We start from the raw sequence: 23,444 nt of genomic DNA on the forward strand, positions 1-23,444 counted from the left end.
GTCCTGTGTCCAAGGTGGCCGAGATTGCGCGCCTTTTAGGGCAAGGGCGCGCCGGTGGGAAGGGTCAAGACCGCGCAGGGGTGTCAGAAGCGCTGACCGACATAGATATACAACTGATCTTCGCCCAGATTGTTGTGTGCCCAATCGACCGAGAAATCGACCGGGAACTTCTTCGAGACACGGTAACGGGCACCCAGACCATATGCCGTATGCGTTCCGCCGGCGGACAGGTTCGAGAAACTGTCACCGGTCTGACCAACACCACCAAAGGCGACCGCGCCCAAACGGCTCGTGAATTGATGGCGGTACTCGGCCTGGAATGAGATCAGCCTGAAGTCAAGAAACTGCGTGACGGGAAAACCGCGAAATGCGTCCGTGCCGCCAAGCGAGCACTGGTCGAAGAAAGGCGTTTCCTGCGATGCCCCGCAAACGGAAACCCGCGCAGCGGCAACGCCTTTGGGGAAGGGGTTGAAGTAATGCGTGTAGTTCACAAAGGCTTTTGAATAGTCGCCTGTTACCCCCTCTAGCGTATGGCTGTATGCCAATTCGACCTCAAGGTTCGATCCGGTAGTCGGATAGATCGTGTCGTCGCGACGATCCCAGGACCCAACCAGTGTCGGTGTCACGATCTCCATATTCAGGAACTGATCAAATGGTGGCGGAATGGGCGGCAGACCAATCCCGTCTAGGCTTACGGATGTGTCCAGGTAGCGAACGGCAAGGCCTGCGGAAATCTGCGGTGTGAATCCATAGGACAGTTCTATGCGCCCCAGGGTGCCATCCTGAGTCACGGGCAACTGGCCGACCGATGTGAACAGGTCGTAGTTGATATTAGCCTTGGCGTATAGCGACTCGATCAGCCAGCGATTGCTATCGAACGCAAAGTTGGCCGCACCGCCGTAGGCCGTGCTTCCGTTGCTGGACCTAAGAGCGGCGACGCCGAAAAGGGACGGTTTGGAGTCTTCATCAAGTTGATAAAGGTACCCGGCGCCCAGCGTCAGGCCGGATCCGATTGTGGGGTCGGAAAAAGGTATTGGCACGGCAATGAAAGAGCCGTTTCGAAAGCCAATTGCCTCTTTCTTTTGGGCTTCGTCAAAGGGATCGACATTGGTTTCCACAGTGACGGAGCCGGCAAAGGCTAGTTTCGCGGAAATACCGACAACTGAGATAGCGGTTACGAATACAGAAAGTCTCACGACCAAACTCTCTCAGCTTTGCGAACTGGAACCGGGCAGAACCCGGCTCCAGCTGTTGGATAGGGCTTAAGCTTACCCTTGTTCCTTGTTAACCTCGGCGCTGGCTGCGGCGCCGATTGCGGCCTTTTGCTCATCGCTAATGTTTTCAGCCTCTTCCAGACCCGGGATCGCAACCCGCACTTCACGGCGGGCGAAGTCAATACCGTTCTCCTTGAAGGCGGCCTTGACGCGGTTGAAGATCTCCTTGCGCAAGGTGAATTGCTTGCCCGGTTTGGCCATGAACTTGCCCCGGATGATCATGCCAACATCGTCAAAGTCGAATACACCCTGAGATTTGAAGGGCTGCAGGAAGCCATCCTTGTGGGTTTCATCTTCCATCATCTCGGCGCCGATCTTCTTGAAGATCTTCTTGACCTTGTTGGGGTCGGTGTCGAAAGGCACGGTGAATTTCAGCTTCATGATGACCCAGTCGCGGCTGTAGTTTGTCAGCTTCTGAATCTCACCATATGGTATGGTGTGCACCGGTCCACGGTGGTGGCGCAGCTGCATCGAGCGGATGGAAATCTTTTCGACCGTCCCGGTGGTGCCGCCAACGTCGACATATTCACCGACGCGGAAGGCATCGTCGATCAGGAAGAACACCCCACCAACGACATCCGCCACCAGTTTCTGCGCCCCGAAACCAATCGCCAGACCAAGTACACCCGCACCGGCCAGCAGCGGCGTGATATTGATACCCAATGCGCTGAGCGCCAACAGACCGAAGATGACAGAGATCGTGATCTGTGCGGTAACCCGCATCAGTGGCAGTACGGTTGCCAGGCGCGAGCCGCCGGCTCCTCCGCCTTCGCCACCTGCCTCTTCGTCCAACTCTTCGGCCGCAGTCTGCTCCTTGGCAAGACGGCGGTTGATCCACAGGGAAACAACTTCGTTCAAGATGTAGCCAACGGCAACGATCAGAAGGAACTCGATCACCGCCCCGCCAACTTCGGCGCTGACACCGGCCGAGGCGACGTGACGAAGGTCCAGATGCCAGGCCCGCGCGATCATGAAGACAACGATCAAACCCGCTATGACGCGACCGATCCTGATGTAGCTGCGCTTGGTTGATTTATACGCGCGTTCGGCCAGCGGACCTTCACCGGACATCGGCGGCTGAAGATGGCGCACCAGACCGCGTATCAGAGTGTCCAGCGCCGGTGCGATCAGCAGCCAGAACATGGTGGTGAAATGCGGTCCGTTGACCAGCAATGCGATGATTGCCGGGTCACGCTGCGCAACCAGGAATTCGACCAGCAGCCATATCACTGCGGACACGCCGATGGCGAAATAGGGATAATATTGGGCGACCTCTTCGTCGAATTTCGTGTGATCGGGATCGGTGCCCAACATCATCTGAGACAGGCCTTCACGCGCAGTCCAGGCGATGACACCAATATAGATGTGAATCGCGGCGTTCAGCCAGAAACCGATACGCGTTTCCCCGCCGGTAATGCCATTCAGCCCATTGAACCTGAGGATGAACATCGTGAACCCGATCAGGATCAGTAGGCCGATCAGGTTTCGGTGCAGATACTTCGCCCAATGGTTGTCTACATTGACCAGCCGGAAATGCGGTTGATTGGGTGCCAGAATAAACCGGGAAACGGCGGCGCCCAGACGAGGGATCCAGATCAGGAAGAACACAAACGGCGCGGCATATACGATTTGTTCAGGTGTCAGCACGGCCCGTCCAAGCGCACGGATGACGACATAGAACACGACCAGGCCTGCGATTTCATTGCAGAAACGGCGGAACAGATATCGAACCGCGCCCCACAAATCGGCGTCTTCGCCTTCACCAGCTTTTGCATGCCACCTGCGAGTGAAGAGACCAAATAGCTTTTCAGCAACAAAACCGGCAATTAACACGCTCAAGGTAAGGCCCATGAGGACAAACACGCCCGCTGAGCCGAATGTGTCCGTGAAATTGCTGAACGCCGTTATCTGAGCGGTGACAATATTTGGCAACGTGGTCAGGACGTGAGTCCAGGACGAGACCATTTCAGCCCAGATCTCGTTGATCTCGGTCAGCGGATCCTCATGATCTTCCTTGGCTGCCGCCTGTTCCTTTGCGACAGCATCCAGACGCTCAAGCAGGATGGCGCGGACCTGATCGTCGGACATCCGGGCAACCAGATCATCAACCTGCTCAGGCGTCAGATCCTCGGGTATGGAAACAGTAGCGGGTGCTGAGGCGCCATTGTCCTGCGCGTGAAGTGGCCCTGAAATCAACAGCACTGAAAGCAGCGCTATCAGCAAGCGAAAGGGATGGAACATTGATTTTGCCCTCGATCACAAAAAATTTGATTGTTTTTCCGGATCATACGGGCAGGCATCAATTTTTCCCAGAAGTTTCAACGGGGCGATGATGCGAAAGAGCAAAAAACCAAAAAAAAGGCCGAGCACTAAGCTCGGCCGTAGTCCAACAGGGAGGTATGAAGATGATGAGCGTTTCAGCATCACCGCCTTCGAGAGGTCATTTAGGGATCACTTTGTGTGCGATCAAGGAATTTTACACGTTAATCAGGTCAATTCCGCTATGCCCGTAATGCATAGCTAGAGTTTTCCCATCTGCCTCAACTGCTTACGGTGGGCTATGATTTCGTCCTGAACGAAATCCCGAAACGCGGCAACGCGTTTGGAATGGCGCAATTCCTCGGGATAGGCGAGGTAAACCGGAACGTCCGCGCTCTCCGTATCGGACAAAACGGGCACCAGGTCGGGGAAATCTTCGGTCACGTAATCCGGAAGCACGCCGAGACCGAGATCGTGCAATACGCCCTGAAGAACACCGAAGTAATTGTTCACCGTCAGCAGTGAACTGGGCTCATACGTCATCAAACGTCGCACCAAGGCGGCGCTCGCGCCAACCTGGGGTGCAGCCGGGGTCTGACAGATCAGCCGGTGTTTCGAGATGTCTTCAAGCTTTTCCAGAGGTGCATTGTGGGAATCCAGGTAGCTGCGCGTGGCATAAAGCAACATCTGCACCGTCATCAGGCGTTTGCGGACGAGGTCGGCCTGGCTGGGTTCTTTCATGCGGATGGCCACGTCGGCCTCGCGCATGGGCAGGTCCAATACCCGCTCCTCGAGCATCAGATCGATGTTGAGGTCTGGATATTGCTCATAAAGCTTGGGCAGGCGCGGGGCCAGCCACAGGGTGCCAAAGCCGAAAGTCGTTGTGACGCGAAGAACTCCAAATACCTCATCCTCGCTGTCGCGTATGCGGGCGGCGGCAGTATCCAGGCGTTTGGACATGGCCGAGGTGGCATCAAATAGAAGTTCGCCCTGTTCTGTCAGAATCAGGCCGCGCGCGTGGCGGTGAAACAGGGTGGCATTCAGTGATTCTTCCAACGCGCGAATCTGACGGCTCACGGCGGATTGAGACAGATTAAGCTTGTCTCCGGCATGCGTGAGGCTGCCGGCGTCCGCTACCGCGTGAAATATTCTGAGCTTGTCCCAATCCATCTTCGCAACTTTCGTTATCCTGTCGCAGCCCTATATGAAACACGTAACAAATTCCACATTCAAACGGTGAAATCGTTACAGTTAAGGGGAAAATTGCTATACAGGTCAGAAATTATGACCTAAAATGCGTGGAAATGAAGCACACTAATCCGACGAGGGGAGACGTCAGATGAGTCAGCCAAAAATCTCGCTCAATGACCGGTTCGATCTGACCAAAAGTCCTGTTCTGCTGAACGGGACGCAGGCATTGGTGCGATTGATGCTGATGCAGAAAACCCGCGACACCAATGCCGGGTTGAACACCGCCGGTCTGGTCACCGGATATCGCGGGTCACCGCTGGGCGCAGTGGACCTGCAGATGACGCGGGCGCAGAAGCAACTGGCCGAGAACGACGTGACCTTTCAGTACGGGTTGAACGAAGACCTGGCGGCGACAGCGCTTTGGGGAAGCCAGCAGGCAGGGTTGCGGGGCGACGGCAAGTTCGATGGTGTATTTGGCCTGTGGTACGGCAAAGGTCCGGGTGTTGACCGGTCAGGTGACGTCATGCGCCACGCCAACATGGCAGGAACGGCGAAACACGGTGGCGTTCTGATGGCCATGGGGGATGACCATACCGGTGAAAGCTCAACCGTGCTGCATCAGTCGGAATGGTCGCTGGTGGACATGTATATGCCGGTCGTCAGCCCGGCGGGTGTGCAGGAAATCCTCGACTACGGTATCTATGGCTTCGCGCTCAGCCGGTTTGCCGGTGTCTGGGTCGGCCTGAAGACGATGAAGGACACGATCGAGGTAACATCCGTGGTCGATGGCAGCCCCGACCGGATGGAAATCGCAACTCCACAGTTCGACATGCCGGAAGGTGGGTTGAATATCCGTCTCGGAGATACCCCGCATCTGCAGGAAGCGCGCGTGATCGATTACAAGCGATTTGCGGCAGAGACGTTCTCTCACGCCAACAAGATGGACAAGCGCGTCTGGGGAAAACCCGGCGCCAAGATTGGTATTGCTGCGGCAGGCAAGAACTGGCTGGATCTCGTTCATGCCATGTCGCTGCTAAACATCGATGCGAACGAGGCCGAACGCCTGGGCCTCACCACCTACAAGATCGGCCAGACTTTTCCGTTGGATATGAAGGGGTTCCACGACTGGGCTGAAGGGCTGGACCTGATCATCATCGTCGAGGAAAAGCGAAAACTGATCGAGGTTCAGGTCAAGGAAACGATCTTTGACGACCGCCGCGGCCGCCGCGTTTATGGTTGGTACAAAGGTGGTGCGGGGACGTTGCACCGGGAAGAGCTGTTCCCGACACGCGGCGCTCTGGATCCCATCATGATCGCCGAAAAGCTGGGCGAAATTCTGATTGAAGAGGGGCGCGATACCGAAGGCCTGCGGGCTGGTCTGGCCAAGCTCTCGGACGCGCGCCGTGCGGATAATGCGCAGGAAATCGCGGCCCGCCTGCCGTATTTCTGTTCCGGTTGCCCGCATAACAGTTCGACAAAACTGCCTGACGGCAGCCGGGCTTATGCCGGGATCGGGTGCCACTACATGGTGCAGTGGATGGACCGTGAGACGACCGGGTTTACCCAGATGGGTGGCGAAGGGGCGAATTGGATCGGAGAGGCGCCATTCTCGACCACCAAACACGTGTTCCAGAACCTTGGCGACGGAACGTACAACCATTCGGGCGTGCAGGCGATCCGGGCTGCGCTGTCCTCTGGCACGAATATCACCTTCAAGATTTTGTTCAATGATGCCGTCGCCATGACGGGCGGGCAGGAAAACGAAGGTGACCTGACCGCAGAACGTATCGTTGCCGAAGTCACTGCGATGGGTGTCAAGCATGTGGCCGTTGTCTATGACGAAAAGGAAGATGTGAACTTCAAGGCGTTGCCGGCAGGAGTGGAAACTCACGAACGTGCCGAATTGATGCGCGTTCAGGAAAAATACCGTGATATCGAGGGTGTATCGGTCATTGTTTATGTCCAGACCTGCGCGGCCGAGAAACGCAGGCGGCGCAAGCGCGGGTCTTTCCCGGATCCGGACAAGCGCGTTTTCATCAACACGGATGTTTGCGAAGGGTGTGGTGATTGCGGCATTCAGTCGAACTGTGTTTCGATTGTTCCGAAAGAGACCGAACTTGGCCGCAAACGTGCGATCGACCAGTCGAGCTGCAACAAGGATTTTTCCTGCCTGAACGGCTTTTGCCCGTCGTTTGTCACACTTGAAGGGGCGAAAATCCGGAAAGAAGCCACAACCGAAATCGACCTGCCGGATCTGCCAGAACCGGATTTGCCGCAGATTAGCGGCACACACAACGTAGTGATCACGGGCGTCGGCGGCACGGGTGTCGTCACGATTGGTGCGGTTCTGGCTCAGGCGGCGCAGATCGATGGTAAGGGCGCGGGAATGATGGAGATGGCGGGCCTCGCGCAAAAAGGCGGCGCGGTTCATATCCATTGTCGTCTTGCTGATCGTCCTGAGGATATCAGCGCCATCCGGGTGGCGACCGGAGAGGCGCATGCCTTGATCGGAGGCGACCTGGTGGTGTCCGCCGGGGCAAAAACGTTGGGTCTTACGCAGACGGGACAGACGGGCGCGGTCGTCAACAGTCATGAGATCATAACGGGCGACTTCACGCGCGACACCGATTTCCGGATTCCGGCTGATCAGCTCGAACTGGCATTGCGCGCCCGCCTGAAGGAAGGCGTCGACCTGTTTGATGCCACGGATCTGGCTCGTGCTGTGATGGGAGATTCCATTTATTCGAACATGATGGTCTTCGGTGCCGCCTGGCAACGTGGATTGCTTCCGATCCGCCACGAAGCGATCCTGCAGGCCATTGAACTGAACGGTGCGGCTGTCGAGCGCAACAAACGCGCGTTTGCGATCGGTCGCTGGGCCGTTCTGTTCCCAGAGGAGGTGGCGAAGGTCCTCAAGCCCAATGTGACTGAAATGCCGAAAACGCTGGACCAGATGATTGATTTCCGCGCGGATCACCTGCGCAGCTATCAGGGTCCACGTCTGGCGAAACGGTATCGCAAGATGCTTGAGGGCATCGAAGACACAGAAATCAAAGAGGCCGTCGCGAAGGGCTACCATAAACTGCTGTCCTATAAGGATGAATACGAGGTCGCGCGACTGCTGCTGGACAGCCGCAGCAAGGCCGCAGCCGAGTTTGACGGCGATTTCAAGATGACCTTCCACCTTGCGCCGCCGGCGCTGGGTGGCAATGCAAGCGGCGAGCGTCCGCGCAAACGCGCATTCGGGGAATGGTTTCAGGGCCCACTGAAGATTTTGGCGCGGCTGAAATTCCTGCGCGGCACGCCATTCGACCCGTTCGGCTACAGCACAGAACGCAAGATGGAGCGGTCACTGATCCGGCAATACGAAAGGGATATGAAACAGGTATTGCCGAAAGTGACGATGGGAACGCGCGATGCAGTTGCAGCTTTGGCTCGTTTGCCACTGGATATCCGCGGGTTCGGTCCTGTTCTGAGGGAAAACGAAGCGAAAGCAGCCAAACGACGCGAGGAACTTCTGGCAGTAATCAGTGCCGACGGATCGCAGGTAAAGTCTGCGGCAGAGTGAAGCTTCACAAGGTTGTCACGTTACTTGGGCAAAATTGTTACCTAATTAATAATACAGGCCCTGTTAGCGGAGTATCCAATGCCTTCGTCCCGTCATGTCGCTCGTGACATTTCCTATGCTTATTCCGCTGAAACCAAAGGCGGGCGCATGATGATCAAGCTGATGGAAAACACCACCGGACGTTTGCGCCTGATCAAGCGGGCAGATGGGTACGAGCGGGAAGTTTCGAACGGCCGCGATTTCTGGTCGGTGATGGTCGAGCGGTACGGGTTGTCTTTGGATGTCGTCGGCGGGTCCTTGTCGAATGTTCCGGAAGCCGGACCGTTGATCCTGATCGCCAATCACCCCTATGGCATTCTGGATGGGTTGATGATGGGGCACATTTTGTCCCAAACCCGCGGCGATTTCCGAATTCTGGCGCATCGCGTGTTCCGCAAGGCAGAGGACCTGAACAGGATCATTCTGCCGATCTCATTCGATGAAACGAAAGAAGCGATGAGGCTGAACCTCGAAACTCGAAAAACCGCATTGAATTACTTGGGCGACGGCGGGGCGATCGGAATTTTCCCGGGCGGTACGGTTAGCACGGCAGTCAAGCCGTTTGCGCACCCCATGGACCCGGGCTGGCGCGGTTTCACCGCCCGCATGGTGGCCAAGTCGAATGCGACGGTTGTGCCTGTTTTCTTTGACGGTCACACCTCGCGTTTGTTCCAGATCGCCAGCCATTTACACTATACGCTGCGGATGGGTTTGCTGATCAAAGAGTTCAAGAAACGCGTTGATACCCCCGTCAAAGTTGTTGTTGGCGAACCGATTGGGCGCGATGTTTTGGACCCATTGGCAAAGGATACGCGCAAGATGATGGATTTCTTGCGCAAAGCCACGTATGAGCTGTCCCCGAAGCCGTTGAAGTCTTATGACTACGGCTATGAATTCGAGGAACGGCATCGCGCCTGAAGGGGCAAATGGCAGTAGGTATCTTTGATTCCGGGTTGGGTGGGCTGACCGTCCTGAACGCCGCGCAGCAACGTCTGTCGGACGTTGATTTCCTGTATTATGCGGACAACGCGCACGCGCCCTATGGCGTGCGGGATGCCGAGGATATCTATCAACTGACACGCCGTGCCGTGCATGATCTGTGGTCACGCGGGTGCAATCTGGTGATTCTGGCCTGCAACACAGCCAGCGCCGCCGCCCTGCGCCGAATGCAGGAGGAAGGCGTGCCCGAAGGCAAGCGGGTTCTGGGCGTGTTCGTACCGCTGATTGAGGCGCTGACCGAACGGCAATGGGGCGACAATTCGCCCCCGCGCGAGGTCGAAGTGCAGCATGTGGCGCTGTTTGCCACTCCAGCGACTGTATCCAGTCGCGCGTTTCAGCGTGAACTGGCCTTCCGCGCCATCGGTGTGGATGTCGAAGCACAGGCTTGCGGCGGTGTCGTCGATGCCATCGAAGATGGAGACATGATCCTGGCCGAAGCGTTGGTGCGCAGCCATGTCGACGCGCTGAAGCGCAAGATGCCCGACCCCCAGGCCGCGATTCTCGGCTGTACGCATTACCCGTTGATGGCGGAGACCTTTCAGCAGGCACTTGGCGCTGATGTAAAAGTCTACAGCCAGGGTGATCTGGTTGCCGAAAGCTTGGCCGATTACCTGCAACGCCATCCCAACATGACGGGCGAGGGCGAAGGCGGGTTTCTGACAACCGGGAAACCGGCCTTCGTCAGTGATCGTGCAACCCAGTTCCTCCGACGACAAATCACCTTTGCGGCTGCCTGACCTAAGTCAAGGACGGTCTCTTACCAAATCATTAGTTCGATGACCGTCGCATCGGCGGTCGTAAGATGTGGCATATAAGTGAAAGAGGTCTCGCATGACCCACAAAATCGCAATTCTGGGCGCATCCGGTTATACCGGCGCCGAACTGGTGCGGCTGATCGCCGAGCATCCGAATATGGAAATCACAGCGCTCGCCGCCGAGCGCAAGGCGGGCCAGCCCATGGCGCAGGTCTTTCCGCATCTGAGGCACATGGATTTGCCGGAACTGTGCAAAATCTCCGAGATCGACTTTTCGCAGGTTGATCTGTGCTTCTGCGCTTTGCCGCACAAAACCAGTCAGGAAGTCATCCGCGAATTGCCGAAGACGTTGAAGATTATCGATCTTTCAGCAGACTTCCGGCTGAGCGACCCAGAAGAATACGAAAAGTGGTACGGCAATCCGCATTCCGCCGTCGCCCATCAGGAAGAGGCCGTTTATGGCCTGACCGAGTTTTACCGGGATGAGATCCGGTCTGCGCGCCTTGTGGCCGGAACAGGTTGCAATGCGGCGACGGGGCAATATGTTCTGCGGCCGCTGATTTCGGCGGGCGTGATTGATCTGGAGGACATCATCCTTGATCTGAAATGCGCTGTATCCGGTGCCGGGCGGGCGCTGAAGGAAAATCTGCTGCATGCCGAACTGAGCGAAGGTTGCAATGCTTATGCCATTGGTGGAACGCATAGACATCTTGGCGAGTTCGATCAGGAATTTTCGAAACTCGCCGGGCGGACCGTGCACGTGCAGTTCACGCCACACCTGATTCCGGCCAATCGGGGCATTCTGGCGACCACCTATGTAAAGGGCGATCCGCATAGCGTCTTTGAGACGCTGTGTTCCGCCTATGAAACCGAACCGTTCATTCAGGTACTGCCGTTTGGCGAAACCCCTTCGACCCATCATGTGCGGGGCTCGAACTACTGTCATATCGGCGTGGCTGAAGACCGGATTGAACGCCGCGCGATTGTCGTAGCGGCCTTGGATAACCTGACAAAAGGTAGCAGCGGGCAAGCCTTGCAGAACGCAAACCTGATGTTAGGTGAAGCTGAAACGGCGGGCCTGATGATGGCCCCTCTGTTCCCGTGAGGAAACTATGAAAACGCTCAAGAAACGTCGTCGTGTACAAGTGATTTTGCTGGCCGTGGTGGCTTTGGTGCTTGCGACGGGGTTGATCGGGTATGCGATGCGGGATGGCATCAACTTCTTCCGTTCACCCAGCCAGGTGATTGCCGAGCCACCGAAACCGACTGAAGTGTTCCGCATTGGCGGTCTGGTCGAAGAAGGTTCGATCATTCGCGGGCAGGGTGAAACGGTACGTTTTGTCGTAACCGACGGGGGCGAAAGTGTGCCTGTGGCCTTTACCGGTGTATTGCCCGACCTGTTTTCTGAAAATCAGGGTATGGTCGGTACCGGAAGTTACGTGAATGGTGTCTTTGAAGCCACTGAAATTCTGGCAAAACATGACGAAACTTACATGCCAAAAGAAGTCGTGGACGCGCTGAAAGAGCAGGGCGTCTACAAAGAGGCGGGCGATAGCTGATCGGAGGCTGTTTTCTTCCTCAATCTGAGGCGAACTGGGTCTGAAGAACAGGGCGTTGCATTCACATGGTGCGCAACGCCCTTTCCTGTTTCTCAGGTTTAACGTTTTTCCCTGACCGTTTCCGCAACGTGTCAAAGGGGGAACGCATGCAGACAGTTCGGCAGATTGCCATGGGCATAGTAGCGCGAGAGGGCGGCTATGTGGATGACCCGGACGATCCCGGAGGCCCCACCAAGTTCGGTGTCACCATTCACACCATGCGCCGGCTCGGATTGGATGTGACGGGCGATGGACGGATCACTCGCGCCGATGTTCAGTCATTGAGCAAGGATCAGGCCATCGAAGTATTTCTGGAACACTACTTTGAAAAACCGCGCATTGCATTGTTGCCCGAGGAATTGTGGGCATCGCTGTTCGATATGTATGTCAACGCAGGAGCGCAGGCGGTGCGAATCCTGCAGCGCTTGCTGCGTGACATGGAATTTGAGGTCGTTGTTGATGGCGTGATCGGTCAGCAGACGGCTGCTGCCGCTCATGCTGCAGCAATGCCTGATCCAGTTGTTCTGCGGGACGCCTACGGGGTCGCGCGTCGGAACTATTATTTCAAGCTGGCCGATCATCATTCGTCGTTGCGCAAGTATGCGCGTACGCGCACAGGCAATAAAGGAGGATGGATTCGACGCGCAGAAGAGTTCTTGTCCGCCTCGTACCACCTGACCACCAAAGAATTTCAGCAAAGGGTCGCAGCATGGGTTTGATCGCGGGGATTTTGGGCATGCTGTTTGGAACAGGCCGGAACGTGGTGCGCGAGACGGCCGAAGTCTTTCGCGAAAACACCGATGCGGGGGCTCAACGCGCCGTTGCGTTGCGTGGGCAGGCGATGCAGCAGTTCGGGGCCGAATTTCAAGGCGGTGCGAAGGGACGATACGACAGGTTCATGGATGGGCTGAACCGTCTGCCACGACCGGCTCTGGCATTGGGAACGTTGGCCTTGTTCGTGGCAGCGATGATCGATCCGCTGTGGTTTGCGGCGCGAATGCAAGGGATCGCGCTGGTTCCTGAACCTTTGTGGTGGTTGCTGGGCGTGATTGTGTCCTTCTATTTCGGAGCTCGGCATCAGGCCAAGGTGCAGGATTTCCAGCGTGAAATCGGCGCGACAATGCTGCGCGCCCCGACCGTGATGGCCAACCTTGAGGCATTGCGGAAGATGCGCAGCGACAGCCCCGGCGTTGCAGACCCGGGGACGGATGCGGAGTTGGCTCAAGGGATTTCTCGACCGGACGAGAATCGCGCTTTGGAAGATTGGCGTCGTTTGCAAAAGGCATAAGGCGCGACACTATGTGCCCCGCGAAATGGCGAATGTGAATGGCACTTGTCGGGGCGCAGCAGTATAAACGGCCCCATGATTACCGAGCTTGGCCACTTCGCCCTTATTCTTGCCTTTCTGGTCGCAATTGTTCAGACCGTGGTGCCCCTGGTTGGGGCCGCCAATCGCTGGACCGGGTGGATGGCATTTGCCGAACCGGCAGCCATCGCCCAGTTTCTTCTGACGACGTTTTCGTTTGGCGCTTTGGTCTGGGCGTTCGCTGCCTCTGACTTTTCGCTGCGGATTGTCGTTGAAAACAGCCACTCGGCGAAACCGATGATATACAAGATCAGCGGCACCTGGGGGAACCACGAGGGTTCCATGCTGTTGTGGGTGCTGATCGTGACGATTTTCGGGGCCATGGCAGCCTTTTTTGGCGGCGGGCTGCCTCCGACGCTGAAAGCACGTGTTCTGGCGGTTCAGGCCGCTATCGGAGTCGCGTTCTTTGCCTTTATCCTGTTCACTTCGAACCCTTTTGACCGTCTTCCGGTGCCGCCATTCGATGGGCGAGATTTGAACCCGCTGTTGCAAGACCCCGGATTGGCTTTCCATCCACCGTTTCTGTATCTGGGCTACGTCGGTCTGAGCATGGCTTTCAGCTTTGCCATCGCGGCGCTGATCGAAGGTCGTGTTGATGCAGCCTGGGGTCGTTGGGTGCGGCCATGGACGCTTGCTGCATGGGTCTTCCTGACAATCGGAATCGCATTGGGGTCGTGGTGGGCCTATTATGAGCTTGGCTGGGGCGGTTTCTGGTTCTGGGATCCGGTCGAGAACGCATCCTTCATGCCTTGGCTGCTGGCGGCCGCGCTTCTGCATTCGGCCATTGTCGTAGAGAAGCGGGAAGCCTTGAAAAGCTGGACAATTCTGCTTGCAATCATTGCATTCGGGTTCTCGCTGATCGGGACGTTCATCGTGCGCTCTGGCTTGCTGACATCCGTACATGCCTTCGCCAACGACCCCGAGCGCGGTGTATTTATCCTGTTTATTCTGGTGATCTTCGTCGGCGGTGCGTTGACCCTGTTTGCGGCCCGCGCGCAGGCGATGGAGGCCAAGGGTGTCTTTGGTATGGTCAGCCGCGAAAGCGCGCTGGTACTGAACAACATCCTTTTGGCGGTCAGCTGCTTTGTCGTGTTCTTCGGCACCATGTGGCCCATGGTGGCCGAGATGGCATTTGACCGTAAACTCTCGGTCGGTGCGCCGTTTTTCAATGCCGCGTTCACACCGTTCATGATTGCCCTGGGGATCGCGTTGCCGCTTGGGTCCATGCTGCCTTGGAAGCGGGGCAAGCTGCGTCGGGTGGCGTGGTCGCTGCGCTATGCGTTCGTGTTGGCTGTGGCTTTGGCCATTCTTGTCTGGGTCATGCAAACAGGGCGAAGTGCGCTGGGTCCGGTGGGGCTTTTCCTGGGGGCCTGGATCACGTTTGGCGCCATCGTGGATCTCTGGAGCCGTACCGGCCGCAAAGGCAGCGTGGCCCGTCTGTTCCGGCTGCCGCGGGCCGATTGGGGCAAAGCGGCGGCCCATACCGGGCTGGGTGTCACCATGTTCGCCATTGCCGGTCTCACCGCCTGGGAAGTCGAGGACATTCGCGTCGCACAGCAGGGTCAGCCCTATGAAGTCGGACAGTTCACGTTGACTTTGCAGAACGTGCGCCGGGTTCAGGGGCCGAACTACTTCTCGACCATGGCGGATGTTGTGGTTGAAAAGAACGGACGTCAAATCACAACATTGCATCCGGAAAAACGCGATTACCCGGTCGCCCGGATGCCGACCACCGAAGCGGCAATCGATTATCGGTTCCTGCGAGACGTCTACGTGGTGATCGGGGATCAGCAAGCCGATGGTGGATGGGTCATGCGAACCTATATCAAGCCACTGGCCAACTGGATCTGGGGCGGTTGTATCCTGATGTCGCTGGGCGGTGTGCTCAGCCTTTCGGACCGTCGTTTCCGTGTTGCCGCCGGTGCCCGCAAGACCCCGCAATCAGGAGTACCTGCGGAATGAAGCGTCTCGTCCTGATCCTGATGCTGCTGGCCACACCTCTGATGGCGGTGCAGCCTGATGAAGTTCTGGACGACCCGGCGCTTGAGGCGCGGGCGCGGGATATCAGCACCGGGCTGCGCTGCCTTGTCTGCCGAAATGAAAGCATCGACGAAAGCAATGCAGAGCTGGCGCGTGACTTGCGCATTCTGTTGCGCGAACGACTTGTGGCCGGGGACACCGATCAGGAAGCGGTGGACTTCATCGTCGATCGTTACGGTGAGTATGTGCTGCTGAAACCCACCACAACCGGGGCCAACCTGATGTTGTGGCTTGCCGGGCCGATCATGCTGTTGATCGCGGCGGCCATGGGGTGGAGCTTTCTGCGCAAGCGCGCAAAGCACCAGACGGCTGAAAAGACCGATACGCTAAGCGAAGAGGAAAAGGAACGTCTGCGTCAAATTCTGGAAGACTGACGCGCGGTTCACCTTTCCCTTCTTTCACAATTGCGTCAGGGTTCCCCAAACGCTGCGCAGGTGAGGATTTTTCATGGAATACGAAGCTGTCCATCTCGACATCACGGATGGTTTGGCGGTTTTGACGCTGAATCGGGCAGACAAGATGAACGCGCTGACAACGCAGATGCGCGCCGAGATCACCCACGCGATGAAACATGCTGCCCGCCACGCGCGCGCCGTGGTTCTGACAGGTTCGGGAAAGGCGTTCTGCTCGGGTCAGGATCTTGGTGATGCATCGAGCACCGGCAAGATCGATCTTGAGCGAGCGTTGCGCGATGAATACGAACCGATGCTGGAATCTGTCTATGACTGTCCGGTTCCAACGATTGCCGCGGTCAATGGTCCTGCGGCAGGGGCAGGGGCCAACCTTGCCCTGTGCGCCGATGTTGTGATCGCAACTGAGAGTGCGTATTTCCTGCAGGCCTTTGCGAGGATCGGTCTTCTGCCGGATGCCGGAGGTACGTGGTTCATGCCGCGTCAGATGGGTTTTGCCAAAGCCATGGGTGCGGCCCTGTTCGCCGACAAGATCAGTGCCCGACAGGCCGACGACTGGGGTTTGATCTGGGAAGCGGTTTCGGACGACGCGTTTGATGCCCACTGGCGCAAGCGCGCCGCCTATCTTGCAAAGGGTCCCACGGCAGGCTTTGCCGCGATCAAGCAGGCGATCCGGGGCACTTATGAAAAAACCCTGCCGCAGCAGCTAGCGACCGAGGCTCATTTACAGGGTGAATGTGGTCGGACCCGGGACTTTGCCGAAGGTGTCGTGGCCTTTCTGGAAAAACGCCCCCCGGTCTTCGAGGGGCGCTGATCGCAGTGATTACGCTCGACGGCGGCGGCGCGACCGGCGTTCCGGCGCGGCGGTATCCCCTTCGGTGCCGTCCGAGGCGGATGAGAACGGGCCCAGCGCCGCGGTGATCTGATCCAGCGTCGGGCGCTCTGCGCGCGGTTGAGTATCCAGCGCCTCGCGCATTTTACGCAGGTGGTCGGGCATCGTTCCGCAGCACCCACCAATGATCGTTGCGCCAGCGTCGCGCGCCATGGCGGCATACTGACCCATCAGTTCCGGCGTGCCGTCATAGTGGATATGGCCGTCCACATATTTTGGGATACCGGCGTTGCCCTTGGAAATCAGCGGTCGTTCGGTCCCCTGAGCGGCGAAGCCCAGGACCGTGCGCAGGATGTCCGACGCACCAGTGCCGCAATTTGCGCCGAATGCAATCGGCGGGTTGGGCAATGTTTCGACCATCTGTGCCAGATCGGCCGACGTCACGCCCATCATGGTGCGTCCGGCTGTGTCAAAACTCATGGTGCCGCACCAGGGCATGTCGGCCAGGGCAAAGGCTTCGGCTGCGGCACGGAACTCTTCCGGTGCGCTGATGGTTTCAACCCACAAGACATCGACCCCACCGTCTTTCAGTGCCTCAGCCTGTTCGTGGAACATCTCGACGGCGTCGGCATGCGTCAGACTGCCGACGGGTTCCATAATTTCACCGGTCGGCCCGACCGACCCCGCAACGACAACGGGGCGCCCGGCCTTGTCCGCAACTTCGCGGCCCAGTTCTGCGCCGATGCGGTTCAGCTCACCCACGCGGTTATGCGCATCATGCAGTTTCAGCCGCGCGGCGGTGCCACCGAAAGTATTGGTCAGAAACAGATCACTGCCCGCGTCCACAGACCCCTGATACAAGGCCCGGATCTTGTCGGAAGCGTCCACGTTCCATAGTTCCGGCGCGTCGCCGGATTGCAGACCCATATTGAACAGATTTGTTCCGGTTGCCCCATCCGCCAGAAGGGCGTCATTGGTTTCCAGAAGCTTGCTGAGTGCATTTGTCATTGGGGTATTCCAATTTTTGGCCCAAAGGGCCGATAAAAAATTTAGACGCTCCGTGTCCCACGACCGGAGCGTCAAATCAAACTCATAATTCTCATGAAGATCATGAGACTTGCGGCACGCGCCTCAGATTTCGGCCTCTGACATGACCTGCTCTTTTGCTTCAACCAGCAATTCTGCCATTTTTTCACGAATTTTCGCTTCGTCAGCCAAGTCGCCAAGATAACCTTTCACCGCTTCCACAACGTCGTCTTCGCTGACATTCTGCAGGTCGGTGTGTACCAGTTCCTGACCATATGCCCGGGCTTGTTCCACAGTCTCGCCCTTCAGTGTCGAGGCCCACACGGCCATAAACCGGTTGCGGCGCATCCGGGCGATGAACTGCATCTTTTCGTCATGCGCGAACTTGTTTTCAAACGCGGCTTCACGTTCGTCAAATGTGGTCATTGGTTGGGGACCTCTTGGGTTTCATCTTCTTTCCTCATGATATGACTATACGGGCGCGCGGGCGCAAGGTATTTGCGCTGCGTCAAACCCTCTCGGGCCGCCAAACTTGCGGGTTGGCGGGCCTTGCACTATGAGGGCGCCAACGCGAAGGGACTCATTCCCTCGCCACGGACTGGAAAGGTCGCTCATGTCGCGTCGCAAGAAAATCTACGAAGGCAAGGCCAAGATTCTGTATGAAGGTCCCGAACCGGGTACAATCGTTCAGTATTTCAAGGATGACGCCACCGCGTTCAACGCCGAGAAAAAGGACGTCATCGACGGCAAGGGCGTGCTGAACAACCGTCTCAGCGAGTTCTTCATGACAGGTCTGACCCAGATCGGCGTTCCGAACCACTTTATCCGCCGTCTTAACATGCGCGAGCAACTGGTCCGCAATTGCGAGATCGTACCGCTGGAAATCATCGTTCGCAATTACGCGGCCGGTTCGATGTCGAAACGTCTGGGCATCGCCGAGGGCACGCAGCTGCCGCGCCCGATTGTGGAATACTGCTACAAGGATGACGCTCTCGGTGATCCGCTGGTCACTGAAGAACACATCGCGGCATTTGGCTGGGCCAGCCAGCAGGATATGGATGACATTCTCAGCCTGGCGCTTCGCGTGAACGATTTCATGAGTGGTGTGATGCTGGCTGTTGGCATTCGGCTAGTCGATTTCAAAATCGAGATTGGCCGCGTTTTCGAGGGCGACTATCAGCGCCTGATCGTCGCCGATGAGATCAGCCCCGACAGCTGCCGTCTTTGGGACATCGAGACCGGGCAGAAACTGGACAAAGACGTGTTCCGCCGGGATTTGGGTAACTTGACGGATGCCTATTCGGAAGTGGCCCGGCGCCTCGGCGTTTTGCCGAAAAGCAACGTGACCAAGCCGACGCTGATCAACTGATCAGAACGTGTTTGCTAAACTGTTCTGAAGTGCTGCGTCGATAGATGCAGCACTTTTTTGCATTCCGTTTAAGTATTTGACAGTTTTAACCGTCATGCAGCATGCTCGGCGCTGATATCTGACCCGGTTTGCCAACAAGGTGATATTCGGTATGGGCGAATTATTCGATCACGCAGTTTTCCTGAAATTTCTCGCTGCTGTGCTGGCCATATTCAATCCGCTCTACAACATTCCGATCTTTCTCAGTATGACCCACCACTGCTCGAAGCGGGAACGGCGTCGTGTTGCCCTAATCGTGATGGTTTCGGTGACCGTGATTGCCTTGATCGCAGTTTTGATTGGTGAAGAAGTGCTGGCGATTTTCGGTATCGATGTGCCCTCGTTCCGGATTGCAGGTGGTATCATTATTTTCGGAATCGGCATGGCAATGCTGAACGCCGAGGATCGCCCCCCGGGGGATCAGGCCGCCTTGGCGGACGGGCAGGAGCGCAAGCTGAACTTTGCGGTGGTTCCGTTGGCCATTCCGCTTACCATCGGTCCGGGGACCATCGCGATTACGATTGTCTTCTCGCATCAGTTGTCGGACGGCGCGGAGATCGTGACACTGGGCTCGGCTGTCTTGATTGCCTGCGCGATTGTCGGAATGGGGTTGTTGTTCGCGGATCAGATTTCGCGGTTGCTGGGCGATACAATGATCAATGTTCTGACCAGGATCATGGCCATTCTGCTGGTGGCGGTTGCTGTCGAGATGGTGCTGACCGGAACATTCAATGCCATCGACAAACACTATCCGGGGCTGTCCTCGACGATCGGAGGGTAGAGGGACCTCCTGCGGTCATCCGTCCTGCCGAAGAAGGGTTGTCCAATGATCGCAAGCAGGGTATCCCGCGCGCAACGTAAAAAGGCCCTGGTCGTCGGGTCTGCAGGTTGGAGTTGCGAATATGAAAGCACGGGTGCATGTGATGCTCAAGAACGGGGTTCTGGACCCGCAGGGTGAAGCCGTTCGTCACGCGTTGGGCGCCATGGGCTTCGATCAGGTGGAGGGCGTCCGTCAGGGCAAGGTCATCGATCTGGAACTGGCCGAAGGCTCGACCGAGGCCGACGTGACAGCAATGTGCGAGAAGCTGTTGGCCAACACGGTCATCGAACGTTACGAAATCGAACTGGTCTGAATTGATGCGCGCGGCACGTCTGGTCGGGTATCGTCAGCCGCTAGAGGTGACGACTGTTCCCGATCCCGAACCCACCGAGGACGGCGTTGTCGTCCGGGTTCTGGCGTGCGGTGTGTGCCGGTCGGACTGGCACGCGTGGTCGGGTTCGGACCCGGATGTCAATCTGCCCATAACCCCCGGACACGAATATTGTGGCGAGGTGGTCGCGGCCGGCAAACAGGTGAAACGCTGGCGGGTCGGGGACCGGGTGATCGCACCTTTCATCCTGGCCTGCGGGCGATGCCCGGATTGTGCGCAGGGCCATCAAACCACCTGTGCTGACCAGATCGTGCCGGGTTTCACCTGCGACGGTGCCTTTGCCGAGTTCATTTCCGTTGCCCACGCGGATGCAAACCTAACGGCGCTGCCGGACAATCTTGCCCCCGAGGTTGCTGCGGCACTGGGATGCCGGGTGACCACAGCCTGGCAAGCTCTGGTTGGCCGGGCGCAGTTGCAGGGCGGGGAATGGCTTGCCGTCTTTGGCGGTGGCGGCGTTGGCATCTCGACCCTTCTGCTGGGCAAGGCTCTGGGCGCGCGCGTAGTCGTGGTCGATATTGTTGATGACAAGCTGGCCTATGCCAAAAACCTTGGTGCCGATGCGGTGATCAACGCGGCCACCTGCGACGCGCCGCAAGCTGTCAGGGATTTGACTGGCGGTGGTGCGCATGTGGCAATCGAAGCCCTCGGCATCGAGGCCACCACGGTGTCCGCCATGCGGTCCTTGCGCAAAATGGGCCGTATGGTGCAGATCGGTATGCCTGCGGGCGACCATGCCGCAATGTCACTGCCGATGGATCTTCTGTATTCCGGGCAGCTTTCCGTCTATGGAACGCGCGGTATGCCCAGTTGGCGCTATCCGTCGCTGTTGTCACTGATTGCAGGCGGCGGTGTGGAGCTGAGCCCACTGGTGACCCGCAAAATAACACTGAACCAGGTAAGCGATGAGCTTGCCGCCTTTGACAATCCGGCGCCTCCGGGCGTCGCGGTCGTCACTGACTTTATCTCGTAGGAGGGTCCGCCATGCGCGCAGCCGTCATCGTTTTCCCCGGGTCCAACTGTGACCGAGACCTCGCAGTCGCCTTTGAACAGGCTGGATTTCAGGTCGATATGGTCTGGCACAAGGACGCCGCGCTGCCCGAGGGGATCGACATCGTGGGTGTGCCCGGTGGGTTTTCCTATGGCGATTATCTGCGCTGCGGGGCGATTGCGGCGCAGTCTCCTATTTGCAGGGCGGTGGCGAAACACACCGAGCGCGGGGGATATGCGGTTGGCATTTGCAACGGTTTTCAGGTTTTGACCGAGACCGGAATTCTGCCCGGCGCGTTGCTGCGAAATGCCGGTCTGAAGTACATCTGCCGCACCGTGGGGCTGCGGGTGGAAACCAGCGACAGCGCTTTCACGGAAGGTTACAATGCAGGCGATGTCATCGGCATCCCGATCGCGCATCATGACGGCAACTACTTTGCAGATGATGAAACGCTTGCCGAACTGAAGGGCGAAGACCGGATCGCGTTCACCTACGCCGAAAACCCGAACGGTTCGCGCGACGATATTGCTGGAATTCTATCTCACAACCGGCGCGTGTTGGGGATGATGCCTCACCCCGAACGTGCGGCGGATTCGGGCCACGGAGGCACCGACGGGACGGCGCTCTTCCGCGCATTGGCGGGCGTGCTGGCGCCAGTGTGACTTGAGGTCATCGGCTCGGGCGCGTAGCGTCTTGGCATGAATTCGGAAGTTCAACCAGACCGGCCCGGGTTTTTCGCCCGGTTCCGCGCCGCGCCGCTGGGGTGGCCGCTGCGTCTGACCATCATATTGTTGCTGGTTGCGACAGTGGCAACAGTGTGGATCACGAACAGCCTTCTGACCAGCCGCTTTACAGAGTCGACACGCAACCGGGCCGAGGTGCGGCTCGCCCTGTACTCCGGCAACTTGCTGAGCGAACTGCGCCGAAACGCGATTGTGCCGCAGCTGCTTGCGCGCGATCCGACGCTGATTTCAGCGTTGCAATCCAGTGACTTCTCGCTTTCGACGCAGCGGTTGATTTCCTTTGTGGAAGAAATCGGCGCCGCCTCACTGGTGTTGCTGGATCGGGACGGCCGCACTGTGGCTGCAACGGATCGCAATCGTCTGGGCGAGGGACACCGAAGCAGCCCGTACTTCATTGACGCGATCCGATCGAATGCGACCATCTTTTCCGTCATTCCGCGCGAGTCCGGTGGTTACAGTTTTGTCTATTCCAGACGCATCGAGGGTGGCTCGGACATTCTCGGTGTCATTGTTGTCGAAGTTGATCTTCAGAAGTTCGAACGTGCATGGGCTGGGATCTCGGATGCCGTGATGGTGACCGACAGCACCGGAGCCATCATTCTGGCGACCGAACCGCAATGGCGTGGTCTGGACGAGCAGGCCGCGATGCTGCGTCAGCCACCGGACGGTGCCATCCAGCGCGCCATTCGGGCCACGACCGACTGGACGGCGTTGCCGCCTGATGCCTACCTGCAAGGCGAGGCGGTGATGCGGATGGAAACACGCATACCGTTTCGTGGATGGCAAATGACGTCATTCACGACCTATTCCTCGATTCGGGAGAAAGTGAACAGCGTTCTGGCGCTCGAGATCATGGGCTTTGCGATTCTTCTGGCGCTGGCCTTCTATGCGCTAAGCCGTCGCGCCACGTTGCGGATGACATTGTTCCAACGAGAGTCGGCGGAGCTTCGCGCATTGAACGCGAGGTTGCAGCGGGAAATTGCTGAGCGGGAACGGGTTGAAAAGACGCTGGAAGTTGCCGAGCAAACGCTTGCGCAGAGCTCGAAGCTGGCGGCGTTGGGAGAGATGTCGGCAGCGGTAAGTCACGAGCTGAACCAACCGCTGGCGGCAATGAAAACCTATCTGGCCGGTGCCCGATTGCTGCTGCGTCGGGAACGTTCGGAAGAGGCTCTGGCCAGCTTTGGCCGTATTGACGGGCTGATCGAACGGATGGGCGCGATCACGCGGCAACTCAAGTCCTATGCGCGCAAGGGGGCGGATGCGTTTTCCCCTGTAAACCTTGGCGAAGCGTTGGCGTCGGCGGTATCTATGATGGAACCGCAATTGCGACAGCGCCATGTGAAGATCACGCAAATTCTGCCCGAGGAGCCCGTCGTGGTGATGGGGGATCGGATGCGGATCGAACAGGTTATGGTAAACCTCTTGCGAAACGCGTTGGATGCCACCAAATCAGTGGCAGAGCCGGATGTCGAGATCATCCTGGCAGCGGGCGACTCGGCCGTGTTGACCGTGCGCGACAACGGTCACGGAATCGAGGACATCGAGAACCTGTTCGAGCCGTTCTATACTACCAAGCAGCCAGGCGACGGTGTCGGTCTGGGGCTTGCCATCTCGTCCGGGATCGTGAACGACCACGGTGGACGGCTGACCGCGCGAAACGCCCAACACGGCGGCGCGGTGTTCGAGATGCAACTGCCGATACTGGGAAGCGACGGCCTTGAGGCCGCGGAATAACGA

The 23,444-nt window shown here is 57.8% G+C and carries 21 protein-coding genes; 16 read left to right on the forward strand and 5 right to left on the reverse strand.

The features are described from left to right. Positions 1 to 83: 83 nt before the first annotated feature. The 3 genes from AC2TEL_RS02525 to AC2TEL_RS02535 all read right to left on the reverse strand — a co-directional run bounded on the left by AC2TEL_RS02525 (position 84) and on the right by AC2TEL_RS02535 (position 4,703). On the reverse strand, positions 84 to 1,118 hold the full coding sequence (locus AC2TEL_RS02525; RefSeq protein ID WP_480839533.1) for a BamA/TamA family outer membrane protein: 1,035 nt from the start codon (positions 1,116 to 1,118) through the stop codon (positions 84 to 86). A 150-nt stretch (positions 1,119 to 1,268) separates the two neighbouring features. After that, complete coding sequence (locus AC2TEL_RS02530; protein WP_480839535.1) at positions 1,269 to 3,515, reverse strand: mechanosensitive ion channel family protein; 2,247 nt, start codon at positions 3,513 to 3,515, stop codon at positions 1,269 to 1,271. Between the two features lie 279 nt (positions 3,516 to 3,794). Next, positions 3,795 to 4,703 carry a LysR family transcriptional regulator gene (locus AC2TEL_RS02535; protein ID WP_480839537.1) on the reverse strand — a complete coding sequence of 303 codons (909 nt, stop codon included), beginning with the start codon at positions 4,701 to 4,703 and terminating at the stop codon, positions 3,795 to 3,797. Positions 4,704 to 4,872: 169 nt separating this feature from the next. On the opposite strand from AC2TEL_RS02535, the gene AC2TEL_RS02540 reads away from it, so the two are divergent. From AC2TEL_RS02540 to AC2TEL_RS02585, 10 genes are all read left to right on the forward strand, one after another. Beyond that, positions 4,873 to 8,292, forward strand: coding sequence for an indolepyruvate ferredoxin oxidoreductase family protein (locus AC2TEL_RS02540; RefSeq protein ID WP_480901650.1), 3,420 nt, complete (start codon positions 4,873 to 4,875; stop codon positions 8,290 to 8,292). A gap of 78 nt (positions 8,293 to 8,370) precedes the next feature. Beyond that, the gene (locus AC2TEL_RS02545; RefSeq protein WP_480901652.1) at positions 8,371 to 9,249 is read left to right on the forward strand and encodes a lysophospholipid acyltransferase family protein; all 879 of its coding nucleotides are present in this window, start codon (positions 8,371 to 8,373) and stop codon (positions 9,247 to 9,249) included. An 8-nt stretch (positions 9,250 to 9,257) separates the two neighbouring features. Further along, positions 9,258 to 10,067, forward strand: a complete 810-nt coding sequence (gene murI, locus AC2TEL_RS02550; protein ID WP_480839542.1) for a glutamate racemase — start codon at positions 9,258 to 9,260, stop codon at positions 10,065 to 10,067. Positions 10,068 to 10,161: 94 nt separating this feature from the next. Next, positions 10,162 to 11,190, forward strand: coding sequence for an N-acetyl-gamma-glutamyl-phosphate reductase (gene argC / locus AC2TEL_RS02555; RefSeq protein WP_480901653.1), 1,029 nt, complete (start codon positions 10,162 to 10,164; stop codon positions 11,188 to 11,190). Between the two features lie 7 nt (positions 11,191 to 11,197). After that, positions 11,198 to 11,644 carry a cytochrome c maturation protein CcmE gene (ccmE, locus tag AC2TEL_RS02560; protein ID WP_480839546.1) on the forward strand — a complete coding sequence of 149 codons (447 nt, stop codon included), beginning with the start codon at positions 11,198 to 11,200 and terminating at the stop codon, positions 11,642 to 11,644. A 146-nt stretch (positions 11,645 to 11,790) separates the two neighbouring features. After that, positions 11,791 to 12,402, forward strand: a complete 612-nt coding sequence (locus tag AC2TEL_RS02565) for a holin-associated N-acetylmuramidase (RefSeq protein ID WP_480901654.1) — start codon at positions 11,791 to 11,793, stop codon at positions 12,400 to 12,402. Continuing rightward, positions 12,393 to 12,971, forward strand: a complete 579-nt coding sequence (locus AC2TEL_RS02570) for a holin family protein (RefSeq protein WP_480901656.1) — start codon at positions 12,393 to 12,395, stop codon at positions 12,969 to 12,971. Before AC2TEL_RS02565 ends, AC2TEL_RS02570 begins: the two co-directional genes overlap by 10 nt. 75 nt (positions 12,972 to 13,046) lie before the next feature. Beyond that, a complete protein-coding gene (locus AC2TEL_RS02575) occupies positions 13,047 to 15,011 on the forward strand; it encodes a heme lyase CcmF/NrfE family subunit (protein WP_480901657.1) in 1,965 nt (654 codons plus the stop codon). Further along, positions 15,008 to 15,463: a cytochrome c-type biogenesis protein gene (locus AC2TEL_RS02580; RefSeq protein ID WP_480839553.1), complete on the forward strand. Its 456-nt coding sequence runs from the start codon at positions 15,008 to 15,010 to the stop codon at positions 15,461 to 15,463. Before AC2TEL_RS02575 ends, AC2TEL_RS02580 begins: the two co-directional genes overlap by 4 nt. A gap of 73 nt (positions 15,464 to 15,536) precedes the next feature. Further along, positions 15,537 to 16,313, forward strand: coding sequence for an enoyl-CoA hydratase-related protein (locus tag AC2TEL_RS02585; protein ID WP_480901658.1), 777 nt, complete (start codon positions 15,537 to 15,539; stop codon positions 16,311 to 16,313). Positions 16,314 to 16,322: 9 nt separating this feature from the next. On the opposite strand, the gene bmt is transcribed toward AC2TEL_RS02585, so the two are convergent. Continuing rightward, the gene (bmt, locus tag AC2TEL_RS02590) at positions 16,323 to 17,339 is read right to left on the reverse strand and encodes a betaine--homocysteine S-methyltransferase (protein ID WP_480901659.1); all 1,017 of its coding nucleotides are present in this window, start codon (positions 17,337 to 17,339) and stop codon (positions 16,323 to 16,325) included. 123 nt (positions 17,340 to 17,462) lie between these two features. Beyond that, a complete protein-coding gene (locus AC2TEL_RS02595) occupies positions 17,463 to 17,783 on the reverse strand; it encodes a DUF1476 domain-containing protein (RefSeq protein WP_480839559.1) in 321 nt (106 codons plus the stop codon). Positions 17,784 to 17,970: 187 nt separating this feature from the next. Between AC2TEL_RS02595 and purC the strand changes: the two genes are divergently transcribed. The 6 genes from purC to AC2TEL_RS02625 all read left to right on the forward strand — a co-directional run bounded on the left by purC (position 17,971) and on the right by AC2TEL_RS02625 (position 23,441). After that, positions 17,971 to 18,726, forward strand: a complete 756-nt coding sequence (gene purC / locus AC2TEL_RS02600) for a phosphoribosylaminoimidazolesuccinocarboxamide synthase (RefSeq protein ID WP_480839561.1) — start codon at positions 17,971 to 17,973, stop codon at positions 18,724 to 18,726. 151 nt (positions 18,727 to 18,877) lie between these two features. Then, positions 18,878 to 19,546, forward strand: a complete 669-nt coding sequence (locus tag AC2TEL_RS02605; RefSeq protein ID WP_480901661.1) for a MarC family protein — start codon at positions 18,878 to 18,880, stop codon at positions 19,544 to 19,546. Between the two features lie 121 nt (positions 19,547 to 19,667). Next, a complete protein-coding gene (gene purS, locus AC2TEL_RS02610) occupies positions 19,668 to 19,898 on the forward strand; it encodes a phosphoribosylformylglycinamidine synthase subunit PurS (RefSeq protein ID WP_480839565.1) in 231 nt (76 codons plus the stop codon). A 4-nt stretch (positions 19,899 to 19,902) separates the two neighbouring features. Continuing rightward, positions 19,903 to 20,946 (forward strand): zinc-dependent alcohol dehydrogenase family protein, encoded by a 1,044-nt coding sequence (locus tag AC2TEL_RS02615; protein ID WP_480861844.1) that lies wholly within the window; start codon positions 19,903 to 19,905, stop codon positions 20,944 to 20,946. Between the two features lie 11 nt (positions 20,947 to 20,957). Further along, positions 20,958 to 21,626, forward strand: coding sequence for a phosphoribosylformylglycinamidine synthase subunit PurQ (gene purQ, locus AC2TEL_RS02620; RefSeq protein ID WP_480839569.1), 669 nt, complete (start codon positions 20,958 to 20,960; stop codon positions 21,624 to 21,626). Between the two features lie 36 nt (positions 21,627 to 21,662). Then, positions 21,663 to 23,441, forward strand: coding sequence for a sensor histidine kinase (locus tag AC2TEL_RS02625; protein ID WP_480901662.1), 1,779 nt, complete (start codon positions 21,663 to 21,665; stop codon positions 23,439 to 23,441). Positions 23,442 to 23,444 lie beyond the last annotated feature (3 nt).

This window comes from Ruegeria sp. HKCCD9138 (assembly GCF_057220975.1).